The 14,335-nt window shown below is 68.8% G+C and carries 10 protein-coding genes; 6 read left to right on the top strand and 4 right to left on the bottom strand.

The genetic code is table 11. From position 1 onward, the window contains the following. Positions 1-4: 4 nt before the first annotated feature. The gene (locus tag ACFV9C_RS07840; protein WP_380191533.1) at positions 5-2,374 is read right to left on the bottom strand and encodes an FHA domain-containing protein; all 2,370 of its coding nucleotides are present in this window, start codon (positions 2,372-2,374) and stop codon (positions 5-7) included. Between the two features lie 448 nt (positions 2,375-2,822). Between ACFV9C_RS07840 and ACFV9C_RS07835 the strand changes: the two genes are divergently transcribed. Beyond that, complete coding sequence (locus ACFV9C_RS07835) at positions 2,823-5,123, top strand: M4 family metallopeptidase (protein WP_380191532.1); 2,301 nt, start codon at positions 2,823-2,825, stop codon at positions 5,121-5,123. A gap of 60 nt (positions 5,124-5,183) precedes the next feature. On the opposite strand, the gene ACFV9C_RS07830 is transcribed toward ACFV9C_RS07835, so the two are convergent. The 3 genes from ACFV9C_RS07830 to ACFV9C_RS07820 all read right to left on the bottom strand — a co-directional run bounded on the left by ACFV9C_RS07830 (position 5,184) and on the right by ACFV9C_RS07820 (position 7,647). Next, the gene (locus tag ACFV9C_RS07830; RefSeq protein ID WP_380191530.1) at positions 5,184-6,362 is read right to left on the bottom strand and encodes a hypothetical protein; all 1,179 of its coding nucleotides are present in this window, start codon (positions 6,360-6,362) and stop codon (positions 5,184-5,186) included. Positions 6,363-6,454: 92 nt separating this feature from the next. Then, entirely contained in the window at positions 6,455-7,066 is a 612-nt protein-coding gene (locus ACFV9C_RS07825) for an SRPBCC domain-containing protein (RefSeq protein ID WP_380191528.1), read from the bottom strand. After that, on the bottom strand, positions 7,063-7,647 hold the full coding sequence (locus ACFV9C_RS07820; RefSeq protein ID WP_380191526.1) for a helix-turn-helix domain-containing protein: 585 nt from the start codon (positions 7,645-7,647) through the stop codon (positions 7,063-7,065). Before ACFV9C_RS07820 ends, ACFV9C_RS07825 begins: the two co-directional genes overlap by 4 nt. Before the next feature lie 154 nt (positions 7,648-7,801). Between ACFV9C_RS07820 and ACFV9C_RS07815 the strand changes: the two genes are divergently transcribed. From ACFV9C_RS07815 to ACFV9C_RS07795, 5 genes are all read left to right on the top strand, one after another. After that, positions 7,802-8,719: a DNA polymerase beta superfamily protein gene (locus tag ACFV9C_RS07815; RefSeq protein WP_380191524.1), complete on the top strand. Its 918-nt coding sequence runs from the start codon at positions 7,802-7,804 to the stop codon at positions 8,717-8,719. Between the two features lie 155 nt (positions 8,720-8,874). Beyond that, complete coding sequence (locus tag ACFV9C_RS07810; protein ID WP_380191522.1) at positions 8,875-10,992, top strand: alpha-galactosidase; 2,118 nt, start codon at positions 8,875-8,877, stop codon at positions 10,990-10,992. Between the two features lie 37 nt (positions 10,993-11,029). Further along, positions 11,030-11,971: a carbohydrate ABC transporter permease gene (locus ACFV9C_RS07805; RefSeq protein ID WP_380191520.1), complete on the top strand. Its 942-nt coding sequence runs from the start codon at positions 11,030-11,032 to the stop codon at positions 11,969-11,971. Beyond that, on the top strand, positions 11,968-12,846 hold the full coding sequence (locus ACFV9C_RS07800) for a carbohydrate ABC transporter permease (RefSeq protein ID WP_380191518.1): 879 nt from the start codon (positions 11,968-11,970) through the stop codon (positions 12,844-12,846). Before ACFV9C_RS07805 ends, ACFV9C_RS07800 begins: the two co-directional genes overlap by 4 nt. Continuing rightward, entirely contained in the window at positions 12,843-14,198 is a 1,356-nt protein-coding gene (locus tag ACFV9C_RS07795) for an ABC transporter substrate-binding protein (protein ID WP_380191516.1), read from the top strand. The genes ACFV9C_RS07800 and ACFV9C_RS07795 overlap by 4 nt, the downstream gene beginning before the upstream one ends. Positions 14,199-14,335 lie beyond the last annotated feature (137 nt).

The raw sequence follows: 14,335 nt of genomic DNA, 5'->3' as shown, positions 1-14,335 counted from the left end.
ATGTTTACTTGCTGAGGATCACCTTCGGGACCGCGAACGTCGTGCTGCCCGACTTGAACGTGAGCACCGCCTGCGTGGCGCTGTCCGGGAGGTGGCCCTTGAACGTGATCGTCCCGTGCTCGGCGCCGCCCGCGTCGATCCGGCTCGGCCAGGAGCTCTTGCCCGGGTCCGCGTGCAGCGCGGTGCCGTCGGCGGCGGTGAACGTCGTACCGTCGATCGGGATCGTGAACGCCTGCTTGCCGCTGTTCGCGACCTGGACCTCGATGCGGGTGAAGTGACTCGTGTACGTGACGTTCTCGACGGTGACGGTGATGCCGGAGCCGGCCTTCGCGACCGGTTTCACCAGGCGGTCGGCGCCGGATTCGTTGCCGGTCAGGTAGCCGGCGACGTACTCCGTGCCGGCGGTCAGGGCGAAGCCGCCCACACCGATGCCGACGAGGACGATCGCGATCGCGATCAGCACCGAGACGTCGAACTTGCCCGGGCGGTGCGGTTTGGGAGCGGCCGCGTCGATCAGGGCGAGAACCATGCCGGCGACGAGCGCGATGCTCGGCGCGATCAGCCAACGGAGCATGCCGCCCGGGCCGGCGGCGAAGAAGCTGGCGATCAGGTTGACGAGCAGCCCTAGTACGACGATCCCACCCGAAACGATCAGCACCCGCAGCAGCCGAACGGTACCAACCGCGTCGGGATCCCCGTCACTGGTCTGGCCGGCGCGCTGCTGATCAGGGAGGCGGTTGGTGGGTTGCTGCTCCGGCCCACGGCTCTCCGGTTGCTGGTCCGCGCGGCCGTCACCGTCAGGCGAACGGCGGTCGGTGGGCCAGCTGTCGGACTCGTTCCAGTTCGGCTGGGACTGGTCGATCTGCCCAGAAACCTCCCACGGCGACCGCACCGGCTCCGGGTTGTCCGCCGACGGATAAGCCGCCCACGTCCCCCCGTCCCGCCCCTCAAACCCAGGCACCAGCCCAACAGGCCCATCCTCCCGCCCGCCAGACTCGTCCCCCACCTCCACCCCGAACGCCCGCCCATCCACACCCACCGCCGCCGGATACCCACTCGCCTGCGCGGCCCGCCCGTCAGCAACACCACCGTCCGCCGCGAACACCCCCGCCCCACCGTCCGAGTACCCACCTGCCCCATCCGCCGGCAACCCACCCACCTGCGCGGCCCGCCCGTCACCAGCTCCACCGTCCGCCGCGAACGCCCCCGCCCCACCGGCCGGGTAACTACCTGCACCGTCCGCCGGGTAACCACCCGCCTGCGCAACCTGGCCGCCAGCAACTCCACCGTCCGCGGCCGACACCCCGGCACCACCGGCCGGGTAACCACCTGGACCGTCTGCCGGGTAACCACGTGTCTGCGCGGCCTGGCCGTCAGCAGCTCCACCGTCCGCCGCGAACACCCCCGGACCACCGGCCGCGTAACCACCTGCGCCATCCGCCGGGTAACCACTCGCCTGGATGGCTCTGCTGCCTGCAGCGTCTTCCGGGGCGAACGGCCCCGCGCTGCCTGCGGGGTAGCCGGCTGGTGCGGCGTCGGAGCCGGGTCCAGCCGGCGCACCTTCCGGTGCGAACGGGCTGCTGCCCGCGTCCTCCTCCGGTGCGAACGGGTTGCGGCCCGCCTCCTCGGCTGGGTAGTCGCTTGGCGGGGTTGCCGTTGGTGAAGCGGGGAACGGGGTGGGGTGCTGCTGCTGGGTGGGCGGTGGGCCGGGTGGGTAGTCCGCCGGAGCCGGGGCGCGGTGTGAGCCTGTGGAGGGGGCGGCAGGCGGGGCTTCTGGGGAGGAATGGACGTCGGGGGTGGCGGCGTAGGCGTCGTTCTCGAACGGATTCGCCGGCGGGTCGGTGGGTTCGGCGTACGACGGCGCACTGCCGGGCTCGTCGTACGCCGCCGAGGGATCGGCGTACGACGGGTTTGCTGGTTCTGGGTACGCCGGCGCGTCCGCGGACTCGGCGTACTCCGGTGCGTCGGCGGGTTCGGCGTACGGAGGCGTGCCGGTGGGGTCGGGGGATGGGAGGCCGGAGGCGGGTGGAGGTGCAGTGTGGGGAGGCGTGCCGGCTGGTGGTTCTTCGGTGTGGGGGTTGGTGGTGGGGGTTTGGAAGGTGAGGATGGAGCGGCCGATGTGGATTCGGTCGCCGTTGGTGAGGGGGGTGGGGGCGGTCAGGCGGTGGCCGTTGAGGCCGGTGCCGTTGCGGGACTCGTCGTGGAGGGTCCAGGTGGTGGCTTCGCGGGTCAGGCGGGCGTGGATGCGGGAGATCTGGTCGTCGGCCTGGAGGCGGATGTCGGCGTTCGAGGCGCGTCCGATGGTGATGGTGGTGGCGCCGGAAGGTAGCGGCCAGCGCTGGTCGTCCAGCGACAGCACGAATTCGGTTTCCACTCACACCCCAGCCGGCGTCGTCCTGTTCGCGATCCGTCGCGCCGCGCGAGGCGTCGCACCCCGCGGCAGCCGACCCGTCTGCGCGATTCTGCCATTCACACCTGCCCCAGAACACCAGCAGTTCGCTGACCGCGCAACTTGACGACTGTCCGCGTCGGCACCCCCGCGCGCCGTGATGATTCTCAGCTTCCCCGACCCCATGTCAGCGCTAAGTAGCGATGACAACGCGGTCAGTTGTCATCGGGGTGCCAACGGCACGACAGCGCCTTGCTCCCCCCGGGCGCCGGACATAGTGTCACGCCGCGCGATTCATCGGGATGGAATGGAAAGGGGCTTTCCGAGGCAGCGTCCCGAATGGAGCGGCCGGAGGTCCGAGGCGATGTGGTGCACCGCCTTCAGACCGGCTCAGCGCGCAACCCGCCCAGCACCATCTCGCGAAGGGACCACCATGTTCCAGCGTTCCCGCAAGCCTGCCGTCGTGCTCGGGGTCACCAGCCTCGCCGCGGCAGCACTCGCCGGACTCGGTACGTCGGCCGCAGGCGCCGCCCCGAGTGCGGCGCCGCCGCCCCGTCCGTCAGCTGCGCAGTCGAAGGCGTTCGCCGCCGGCTCCGCGTCCTCGCTGGTGGCCGGCCGGCCGAGCGCCCTGCACGCCTCGAAGGACGACAAGTTCACCGCGAAGCCGGTGATCTCGGACCGGTCCGGTCTGCAGTACGTCCCGTACGAGCGCTCGTACAAGGGTCTCCCCGTGGTCGGCGGCGACTTCGTCGTCGTGACCGACAACAAGGGGGCCGTGAAGGACACCTCGGTCGCGCAGACCACCGCCGTACCGGACCTGTCGACGACCGCGAAGGTGACCGCCGCGGCCGCGCAGAAGACCGCGAACAAGCAGCTGAAGGTGGTCAAGTCCTCGACCACGCCGACGCTCGCGGTCTACGCCCTGAACGGCACCCCGAAGCTTGCCTGGCAGTCGCGGGTGAGTGGCAGCAGCGGCAAGGAGCCGTCGAGCCTGTCGGTGTACGTCGACGCGCAGACCGGCAAGGTGCTCGGTACCAAGGAGCACGTGATGTTCGGCAACGGTACGTCGGCCTGGAACGGGCCGAACCCGGTGCACCTGGACACCACGCTCTCCGGCAGCACGTACTCGATGACGGACCCGTCGATCACCAACCTGTCCTGCCAGGACGCGGCGAACAACACCACGTTCACCGGTCCGGACGACAACTGGGGCAACGGGACCGCCACCGTCCGGGAGACCGGCTGCGTCGATGCTCTGTTCGGGGCGCAGACCGAGAAGAAGATGCTGAGCGACTGGCTCGGCCGGAACGGCATGGACGGCAACGGCGGCGCCTGGCCGATCCGCGTCGGCCTTGCGGACGTGAACGCGTACTACGACGGCACGCAGGTTCAGATCGGTCACAACAACGCGAACCAGTGGATCGGCTCGATCGACGTCGTGGCGCACGAGATGGGTCACGGCATCGACGACCACACGCCGGGCGGTATCTCCGGCAACGGCACCCAGGAGTTCGTCGCCGACACGTTCGGCGCGACCACCGAGTGGTACGCCAACGAGCCCTCGCCGTACGACACGCCGGACTTCCTGGTCGGCGAGCAGGTCAACCTGGTCGGCCAAGGTCCGATCCGCAACATGTACAACCCGTCGGCGCTCGGCGACCCGAACTGTTACTCGAGTTCGATCCCGACCACCGAGGTGCACGCGGCCGCCGGTCCGGGCAACCACTGGTTCTACCTGCTGTCCCAGGGCAGCAACGGCAACCCGGCCAGCCCGACCTGCAACAGCTCGACGGTGACCGGTCTGGGCATCCAGAAGGCCATCAAGATCATGTACAACGCGATGCTGATGAAGACCAGCAGCGCCTCGTACCTGAAGTACCGCACCTGGACGCTGACCGCCGCGAAGAACCTGTACCCGGGCAGCTGCACCGAGTTCAACTCGGTCAAGGCGGCGTGGGACGCGGTGAGCGTACCGGCGCAGTCCGGTGACCCGACGTGCTCCGCCACCGGCGGCGTCACGGTCAGCAACCCGGGCAACAAGACCGGCACGATCAACGTGGCGCTGACGCCGTTCACGCTGACCGCGTCCGGCGGCACCTCGCCGTACACCTGGTCCGCGACCGGCCTGCCGGCCGGTGTCACGATCGGCTCGTCGACCGGCACCGTGTCCGGTACGCCGACCGCGAGCGGCACGTTCAACGTCACCGCGACGGCGACCGCGAGCGCGGGCGGTTCGGGTTCGGCGCAGTTCACGATCACCGTCGGTGGCGGCACCGGCAGCTGCTCCGGCCAGAAGCTCGGCAACCCGGGCTTCGAGACCGGTACGGCGGCACCGTGGACGGCGTCGAGCGGCGTGGTCGACAACACCACCTCCCAGCCCGCGCACAGCGGTACCTGGAAGGCGTGGATGGACGGCTACGGATCGACGCACACCGACACGCTCAGCCAGTCGGTGACGATCCCGGCCGGGTGCTCGGCGACGCTCTCCTTCTACCTGCACGTCGACACGGCGGAGACCACCACTTCGACCGCGTACGACAAGCTCACGGTGAAGGCGGGCTCGACGACGCTGGCGACGTACTCGAACCTGAACGCGGCGAGCGGCTACTCGCTCAAGTCGTTCAACGTGTCGTCGTTCGCCGGCCAGACGGTGACCATCAGCTTCAGCGGTAGCGAGGACTCCTCGCTGCAGACCTCGTTCGTCGTCGACGACACGGGCCTCAACCTGAGCTGACCTACCCAACTGAATCGGCCGCCGTACCCCCGCGACGGGGTACGGCGGCCGACTCGTTTCTCAGCCGAGTGTCATCCGGGGCTCGCCGTTGACGAGGCCGGTGCCGGCGATCGTGCAGGTGCCGCCGCGGTTCTGGGTGTAGGTCTGGCGGACGCAGTTGCGGAGTGCCAGCTGGGCCCAGTAGTTCGGGTGCAGGGACTCCTGGATGTAGTAGTCCGAGCCGACGGTCGTGACGGTCCGGATCTGGTTGATCCATTCGGTCTTGTCGACGGCGGTCGGCTGCTTCCACGAGCTGAGGCCGACCTCCTCGTACAGGCCGACGCCCTTCTCGCACAGCCGGCGGCCGTTGAACGCGGACTGCAGTTCGAGCAGCCGGGTGTTGCTCAGCCCGGACTGGCCGATCGCGTCGCGGACCGTGTTGTTGATCGTGACGAGCGCGGTGCTGTTCGCCCAGTCGGCGTCGGCGTTCCAGAACCCGCAGCCGCCGGTGCTCTGCCGCGTGTAGCCGCTCTGGCTGTACCGGAACCCGGTGGCGGCCGGGATCGGCGACGGATACGTCTGTACGACGAGGTTCCACGAGGTGTCGCCGTACCCGGCGTTCCGCATCGCGGTGCGCAGGTTCTGGAATCCGGTGACGATCTTCGCCCGGACCGCGGCGATGTTCGCCGAGGTGAAGTTCGCGACGACCGACGAGTCGTCCTTGCAGTAGTCCGGGTTCCACGACGGCGACAGCAGGAAGTCCTGCACGCACTGGGACACGATCGACGCGAAGTTGAAGTCGTTGCCGCCGATCGAGACGACCACCTGCTTCACGTTGTGGCTCGCCGCGAACTGCTGCAGCAGCTTCGCCTGGCCGAGATGCCCGGCGCCGTCGTCGTAGAAGTCCAGGCCCGGCTTGAAGTAGTCGCCGGTACCGGTCGTGGTGCGGGCGCCCGAACAGGCCAGGTTCAGCCCGCCGACGCCGCCGCCGATGTACGCCTCGTCGGACTGGCTGCGATGACAGCGCGGGATCACCTCGGCCGTGTGTCCGGCGTTGTCGTAGTACGCCGTGCCACCGAGCGCGTCGGCCGGTGTCTCGGAGTCGTTCGAGCTGCCGGCCCAGCGGCCGGCCTCGCCCGAGATGTAGGAGTCCCCAACGGTCACGACGTACGGCGTCCCGGATCCGGGACCGTCGGCGTGTGCCGGGGGAGCGACCAGGCCGAGCCCGGTCAGGGACAGTAGGAGGACTGCTGCGGACACTCGTCGACGCCGGAGAAGATGGGCAGAGTTCATGGAAGGCCTCTCACGCCGGGAGTTCGATAGACCGAGCGTACTGGTGCGTACGCTCTCTGTCATCGCTCCAGGAGGTTGGCCCACCACTTCGACCACTCGGCGTCGAGTTGCTCGCGATCGGTGTCGCCGTACACCGACAGGATCGCCATCGACGCGCCGTTCGGCCGGTGGCTGAGGACCAGCAGGCCGTTGCCCCAGGCATCGACCACCAGGCCGAGCTGGTGGTCCGAGCGGTACCAGATCTCGCTGTCGGCATTGACCAGGCCGTCGAGCTCGTCGATCGGGGAGCGACCGCCGGTGCCTGAGTAGAACAGTGTGTGGCGGGTCTCGCCGGGGTGCCGTTCGACGGCGAAGCGGAGTTGGTGCAGGAAGGTGATCCAGCCTTCGGTGACGTCGTCGTAGTACGCATCCCAGTCGGGGTCCGCACCGAGCGGTGCGCGCGTCAGCGTGACCCGCGAGCCGCCCTCGACCGCCTCGACGGCGAACACGTCGCCGTTGCCGAGGCGCAGCGTCGTACCGTCCTCGACGGCGCGGGTGAAGTAGATCTGCTCGATCTCCTCGTCCAGGCCGCCCTCGTACTCCCACCCGTGCCAGTGCCGGATCTTGTCCCGGTCCCGTAGCGCGTTCCACACCGTCTCCACCGGGGCGGCGATGGTCACCTCGATCTTCATGAGTCTCCTTCGGCCCTCTGAGATTCGGTACGCCGGGGCGCCGGGTGGCCGCCCGCGACCACGCGGTACGGCCGTCCGCCGGCGCTGTCGAACTCCTCGATCACCTGCTGCATCGCCGCCGTCAGCGCGTCGGTGAACCGGTGCACGTCACCCGGCTCCGCGAACCGCACCTCGGCCTCGACCGTGAACGTCAGCAGCCGCTTCCCGTCCGCGTCGGCCGCCGTCTGCATGCGGGCCACGTCCCGCACGGTCCCGGCGGCGACCTCGACGAGGTGCTCGGCGGCGTACTGGTCCTGGATCTGGGTGAAGGCACGCCCCATCACGGCCGGGTCGACCACCAGGCCGGCGGACGCGCGCAGGATCCGTTCGGTGAACCCGCGCCGCTGCCGTTCCTCGACGAGCTCGACCAGGCCGGCCTTCTCCAGCTCACGGAGGTGGTAGTTCACGCGCTGCCGCGGCAGGTCGAGCGTGGCCGCAAGCTGGGTCGCCGACGACGGCTCCCGGAGCAGCTCAAGCAGCCGCAGCCGGATCGGCGACAACGCCAACCGCACCTTGTCCGGCTCCTCGACGTACCTCAGCATGCGTCCAGGGTCCAATTGACAGGAAAATTTGTCAATGGCATGGCGGATCGCCAGGCCATCACAATCGGGGCCCCCGGCACCGCTCAGGCGGGAGTGCGGGTGGCGGGCGGCGATTGTGATGGCGTGGGGATCCGGAGTCGGGCAGCATGAGCGGGTGGCAGTCCGGGGTCCGCAGTTGCCGATCGGCACGCAGGTGGTCGTGCGCGTCGCGGGGCCGGACGACCAGGGCGGTACGGCGCAGCGGGGGGCGACCGGGCGGGTTGCGGGGCTGACCGCGGACGGGCGGTACACGGTGCGGCTGGTCGACGGGCGGGAGACCGTGGCCGGGCGGGACCAGCTCAGTCTGCGGACGGCGTACCAGGACGAGGCGCTCGGGCTCGAGCAGCCGGACGGGGACCGGCTGGTGCGGGAGCACACGATCTACGCGGCGGTGGTCGGGTCGCGGGCGTTCGGGCTGGACACCGAGGAGTCCGACACCGACACCCGCGGGGTGTACGTAGCGCCGACCGAGGCGTTCTGGTCGCTCGCGAAGCCGCCGGCGCACGTGGACGGTCCGGAGCCGGAGTGGTTCTCCTGGGAGGTCGAACGCTTCTGCGAACTCGCCCTCAAGTCGAACCCCAACCTCCTCGAGGTCCTGCACTCACCCCTCGTTGTCCGCCAGACCCCGCTGGGTGAGGAGTTGCTCGAGCTGCGGAGATCCTTCCTGTCCCAGCTCGCATACCAAACGTACTCGGGCTACGTGCTCAGCCAGTTCAAGAAACTCGAAACCGACTTCCGCCGCGACGGTACGCCGAAGTGGAAGCACGTCATGCACCTGATCCGGCTGCTGCTGTCCGCTCGCGAACTGTTGCTCGAGGCAACCCTCAAGGTCGACGTCGGGCGGGATCGCGAACGTCTACTCATGGTCAAACGTGGTGAGTTGCCTTGGACCGAGGTGGAGCGCTGGCGGCTGGCCCTGCACCGGGAGCTCGACGAGGCATTGCGGCGGACGGTTCTCCCGGCGACGCCGGACGTGGCGGCCGTTGACAACTGGCTGCGCTCGGTTCGGCGTAGGAGCCTCGGCGGCGCGTGACCTGATCAAGGTTCGTCTCCGCGCCTGATCAGGCTCTTTTCCTTCGTTATAGACACCCTTAGGCTATTTACTTAACTTCGTGAAGCATTGACAACCGGGCTGACGGGGTAAATAGTTCCGTCCTGAAATCAATCAGAAAGCAGAGTGAATCAACAGTGGCGAACATCGAGATTCTGCAGCTCCGGGCGGCGGGCGTCAGCCTGGTGCTGGACTGCTCCGGTCCGGCGCTGCCGTCCGTCCTGCACTGGGGCGCGGACCTGGGCGAGCTGACCGGGAACGCTCTGCTGGAACTGCGGCGCGGTGCCGGCGCGGTGCAGTCCGGCAGCGGCCTGAACGAGGACCTCCCGGTCGCGATCGTGCCGGAGTACTCGGCCGGCTGGTTCGGCCTGCCCGGCCTGAACGGGCACCGCGACGGCCAGGACTTCTCCGCGAGCTTCCGCCTGACGAGCGTCGCGCAGACCGGCAACACCGTGCAGGTCAAGGCCGCCGACGCCGGACTCGAGCTCGACCTGACGATCGAGCTCACCGACTCGGGCCTGGTGAAGGCCAAGGCTGACCTGACCAACACCGGTACGACGCCGTACACCGTCGACGGACTGTTCCTCGCGCTGCCGGTGCCGACCGAGGCGACGGAGCTGCTGGACATGACCGGCCGGCACATCGGCGAGCGGCACCCGCAGCGGCACGCGTTCACGCAGGGCGCGCACATCCGCGACAACCGCCGCGGCCGCACCGGTGCCGACGCCACGCTTCTGCTGCTGGCCGGTACCGAGAGCTTCGGGTTCCGCACGGGCGAGGTCTGGGGCGTGCACACCGCCTGGAGCGGCAACCACCGTTCGTACGCCGAGCGCGGCATGACCGGGTACGGCGTGATCGGCGGCGGCGAACTGCTCCTCCCCGGCGAGGGCCGCCTGCAGCCGCAGGGCACTTACAGCACCCCGTGGATCTACGGCTCGTACGGCGTCGGCCTCGACCAGCTCTCGCACCGGTTCCACGACTACCTGCGCGCGCGTCCGCAGCACCCGAAGACCGAGCGTCCCGTCGTACTGAACACCTGGGAGGCCGTGTACTTCGACCTCGACCTGGCGAAGCTGAAGTCGCTCGCGGACGCGGCCGCCGAGGTCGGGGCCGAGCGGTTCGTCCTGGACGACGGCTGGTTCCGCGGCCGCCGCGACGACCGCGCCGGGCTCGGCGACTGGTACGTCGACGAGGGCATCTGGCCGAACGGCCTGCACCCGCTGGTCGACCACGTGCGGGGTCTCGGCCTGCAGTTCGGGCTGTGGGTGGAGCCGGAGATGGTGAACCCGGACTCGGACCTGGCTCGCAAGCACCCGGACTGGATCCTCGCCGCCGGCGACCGCACGCCGCCGACCGCCCGCAACCAGCAGGGACTCAACCTCGGCATCCCCGAGGCGTACGACTACATCCTCGAGCGTCTCGACAGCATCCTCGGCGAGTACGACATCGCGTACCTGAAGTGGGACCACAACCGCGACTTCGTCGACGGCGGCAACCAGCACACCGGTACGGCGGGCATCCACGAGCAGACCGCCGCCGTGTACCGGCTGATCGACGAGCTGAAGCGCCGGCACCCGGGCCTGGAGATCGAGTCCTGCTCGTCCGGCGGCGCCCGCGTCGACCTCGGCATCCTGGAGCGCACCGACCGGGTCTGGGGCAGCGACAGCAACGACGCGCTGGAGCGGCAGACGATCCAGCGGTACACGCAGTTGCTGCTGCCGCCGGAGCTGATCGGCTGCCACGTCGGCCCGCCGCGGGCGCACACCACGGGCCGGACGCAGACGCTGTCGTTCCGCGCGATCACCGCGCTGTTCGGGCACTTCGGCATCGAGTGGGACATCGCGTCGGCCACCCCTGAGGAGCGCGAGGAACTCAAGGGCTGGGTCGCGCTGCACAAGGAGTTGCGGCCGCTGCTGCACACCGGCCGGGTGGTCCGCGCGGACCGCGGTCCCGAGGACGTACTCGTCCACGGCGTCGTGGCGCGGGACGGGTCGCGCGGTGTGTTCAGCGTCGTACAGGTCGCTCAATCGGTGACGTCGGCGGTCGGGCGGGTACGGCTGCCCGGACTCGACCCGCAGACGACGTACCGCATCAGCAAGGTCACGACACCCGGGCCCGAGTCGCGGTCCGCGGGCTGGTCGGCCGACGGTGGAAGCGTGGAGCTGAACGGCGCCGCCCTCGCCTCGGTCGGAGTGCTCATGCCCGCGCAATGGCCCGAGAGCGCGATCTTGCTGGACGTGACAGCGGCCGGGTAAGCCCGCCCGGCCGCCGGACAACAGAAGGAGATCCCCCGTGACCACCACCAACGCACCACCGGCAACCGAACGAAGTCACGGGGGACAGGCGGCGCCGCCGGGGAAGCGGCGCAGCCTGGGAGACCTCAAGGTCGCGATGATCTTCCTCGCCCCGGCCACGCTCGGCTTCGTGGTGTTCTACATCTGGCCGACGCTGCGCGGCGCGTACCTGAGCTTCACCGAGTACAGCCTGCTCACCGCGCCGAAGTTCAACGGACTCGCGAACTACGACCGGATGATCCACGACAGCTTCTTCTGGAACGCGCTCGGCGTGACGGTCGAGTACGTCGTGATCAACATCGGCCTGCAGACCGTACTCGCGGTCGGGATCGCGATGCTGATGTACCGGCTGACCAAGTCGATCACGGTGCGCGCGATCATCCTGGCGCCGTACCTGGTCGCGAACGTCGTCGTCGCGCTGGTCTGGTACTGGATGCTCGACGTCCAGGTCGGGGTCGTGAACACGTTCCTCGGCTGGTTCGGGGTCGACCCGGTGGCGTTCTTCGGCGACTCGCACTGGGCGATCCCGACCGTTGCCGGGATCAACGTCTGGCGGCACATGGGGTACACGGCGCTGCTGGTGTTCGCCGGACTTCAGACGATTCCGGCGTACGTCTACGAGGCCGCCGAGGTGGACGGGTCGACCGAGTGGAAGACGTTCTGGCGGATCACGCTGCCGCTGCTGCGGCCCGTTCTGGTGATGGTCCTGGTGGTCACCATGATCGGGTCGTTCCAGATCTTCGACACGGTCGCGGTGACCACGCAGGGCGGTCCGATCAACGCGACCCGGGTCATCTACTACTACATCTACGAGCGGGCGTTCACCCGGTTCGACTTCGGGTACGCGTCGGCGATGGCGCTGGTGCTGTTCGCGATCCTCGCCGTGGTGTCGCTGGTGCAGCTGCGGCTGCTGCGGGCGAAGGAGAGTGATCTCGCATGAGAAGGCTCGGCGTAGGCAGAACCGTTGCCTGGGTGATGTTGTTCATCCTGCTCATCGTGACGCTGTTTCCCTTCTACTGGATGCTGCGTACGGCGTTCTCCGACAACACGCAGCTCCCGGGGCACCCGAACTCGCTGCTCCCGGTGGAGACCACGCTCGGCGCGTTCAAGCGGGTCCTCGGGTTGGCGTCGATCGAGGAGGCGCAGGCGCAGGGCGGCTCCGGTGCGGCCGTGAACTTCTGGCTGTACCTGCGGAACTCGTTGGTGGTGTCAACGGTCACGACCGTGTGTCAGGTGTTCTTCAGCGCGATGGCGGCGTACGCGTTCGCCCGGCTGCGCTGGCCCGGGCGGGACAAGGTGTTCGCGCTGTTCCTGGCCGCGCTGATGGTGCCGCCGATCTTCACCACGCTCCCGAACTTCGTGCTGATCAAGAACCTCGGGCTGCTGAACAGCTTCGCCGGCATCATCCTGCCGGGTGCGTTCATGACGCCGTTCGCGATCTTCTTCCTCCGGCAGTTCTTCCTCGGCATCAACCGGGAGCTGGAGGAGGCGGCGATGATCGACGGCGCCGGGCACCGGCGGATCTTCTTCGGGCTGATCATCCCGATGAGCGGGGCGCCGATCGCGACGCTGGCGATCCTGACCTACATCAACTCCTGGAACGACTACTTCTGGCCGCTGCTGGTCGGTCAGCAGGAGAACGTCCGGGTGCTGACGGTCGCGCTGGGCGTGTTCCGGTCGCAGACGCCGCAGGGCGGTCCGGACTGGGCCGGGCTGATGGCGGCGACGCTGGTCGCGGCGCTGCCGATGATCATCCTGTTCCTGGCGTTCGCCAAGCGGATCACGAACTCCATCGGCTTCTCGGGGATCAAATGAATGTCTCACGCAGGACCCTGCTGAAGGCCGGACTCGCTTCGCTCGCCGTACCAGCCGTTGCCGCGTGCAACAACGGTGCGACGGCGCGCGGGGACGGCGAGATCATCTACTGGCTGTGGGACTCCGCACAGCTGCCGATGTACACCGAGTGCGCGAAGGTGTTCCACGAACAGAACCCGCAGTACTCGGTGACGATCGAGCAGTACGGCTGGGGCGACTACTGGTCGAAGCTCGTCACCGGGTTCATCTCGGACACCGCGCCGGATGTGTTCACCGGGCACTCCTCGAAGTACCCGCTGTTCGCGGCCAAGGGGCAGGTGCTGCCGATCGACTCTTATGTTGCCCGAGACAACGTTGATCTCGGCATCTACCAGAAGGGGCTGGCGGATCGCTGGATCGGTGCCGACGGCAAGCGGTACGGGTTGCCGAAGGACTGGGACACCGAGGTCTACTTCTACAACAGCGCGTTCACCGAGGCCGCCGGGATCAGTACCGAGCAGCTCAACTCGATGACCTGGAACCCGCGGGACGGCGGCACGTTCGAGCAGATCGTCCGCCGGCTGACCGTCGACTCCAAGGGGCGGCGCGGCGACCAGCCTGGGTTCGACAAGGACCACGTCAAGGTCTACGGACTCGGGTACTCCGACGCCGGCGGTGGCGACGGGCAGACCAGTTGGAGCTGGTACGCCGCGACCAACGGCTGGAAGTACTCCGAGGGTGAACCGTGGGGGACGAAGTTCTTCTACGGGGACCCGAAGTTCACCGACACGATCGGGTGGTGGCGCGGGCTGATCACCAAGGGCCTGATGCCGACGTACGCCCAGGCGAAGTCCGGCGTCGACGTAACGACCTCGTTCGGCGCGGGGAAGTACGCGATCACGCCGAACGGATCCTGGATGCTCGGGACGTACAGCACCCTGAAACAGGTGAAGACGAAGCTCGCGCGGCTGCCGATCGGGCCGGTCGGCAAGCGGATGTCGATGATGAACGGGCTCGCGGACACCATCTGGGCCGGGACCACGCGGCGGGACGCGTCGTGGGCGTGGGTGAAGTTCCTCGGGTCGCAGACCGCGCAGGACATTGTCGCCAAGGCGGGCGTGGTGTTCCCGGCGGTGGCGGCGAGCATGCCGGCGGCGAAGGCCGCGTTCGCGAAGAGCGGGTGGGACGTGACGCCGTTCCTGGAGCCGGTCGAGGCCGGTGACGTGTTCCCGTACCCGGCCAACCCGAACGCCGCGGACGTGACCGCGGTGATGACGCCGGCGATGGACGCGGTGATGGCGTTCGAGGCCGACCCGGCGTCGCTGGCGAAGGCGAACAACGACGTGAACCAGATCCTCTCGGTGAACGGCTGAGGGTAAACCCTGGGTCGTCCTACGCCCGGGGGAGTACGCCGTACTGCGTCCAGCGGTGCAGCGTGCTCCTCCGGGGGTAGCGGAGGTGCCGCCGCTGAGGCGACGCGGGACAGGGGTCCGGAACGACAACCTTGGTG

Source organism: Kribbella sp. NPDC059898, from assembly GCF_042730855.1.
Classification (GTDB): domain Bacteria; phylum Actinomycetota; class Actinomycetes; order Propionibacteriales; family Kribbellaceae; genus Kribbella.
Note: the sequence above shows the minus strand (reverse complement) of the source record. Positions and strands in the feature narration are given on the sequence as shown.

Excerpts from the sequence above, each read along its gene's own strand:
- ACFV9C_RS07835 (WP_380191532.1), top strand. The coding sequence starts at position 2,823 with ATGTTCCAGCGTTCCCGCAAGCCTGCCGTCGTGCTCGGGGTCACCAGC.
- ACFV9C_RS07795 (WP_380191516.1), top strand. The coding sequence starts at position 12,843 with ATGAATGTCTCACGCAGGACCCTGCTGAAGGCCGGACTCGCTTCGCTC.
- ACFV9C_RS07825 (WP_380191528.1), bottom strand. The coding sequence starts at position 7,066 with ATGAAGATCGAGGTGACCATCGCCGCCCCGGTGGAGACGGTGTGGAAC.
- ACFV9C_RS07800 (WP_380191518.1), top strand. The coding sequence starts at position 11,968 with ATGAGAAGGCTCGGCGTAGGCAGAACCGTTGCCTGGGTGATGTTGTTC.
- ACFV9C_RS07820 (WP_380191526.1), bottom strand. The coding sequence starts at position 7,647 with ATGCTGAGGTACGTCGAGGAGCCGGACAAGGTGCGGTTGGCGTTGTCG.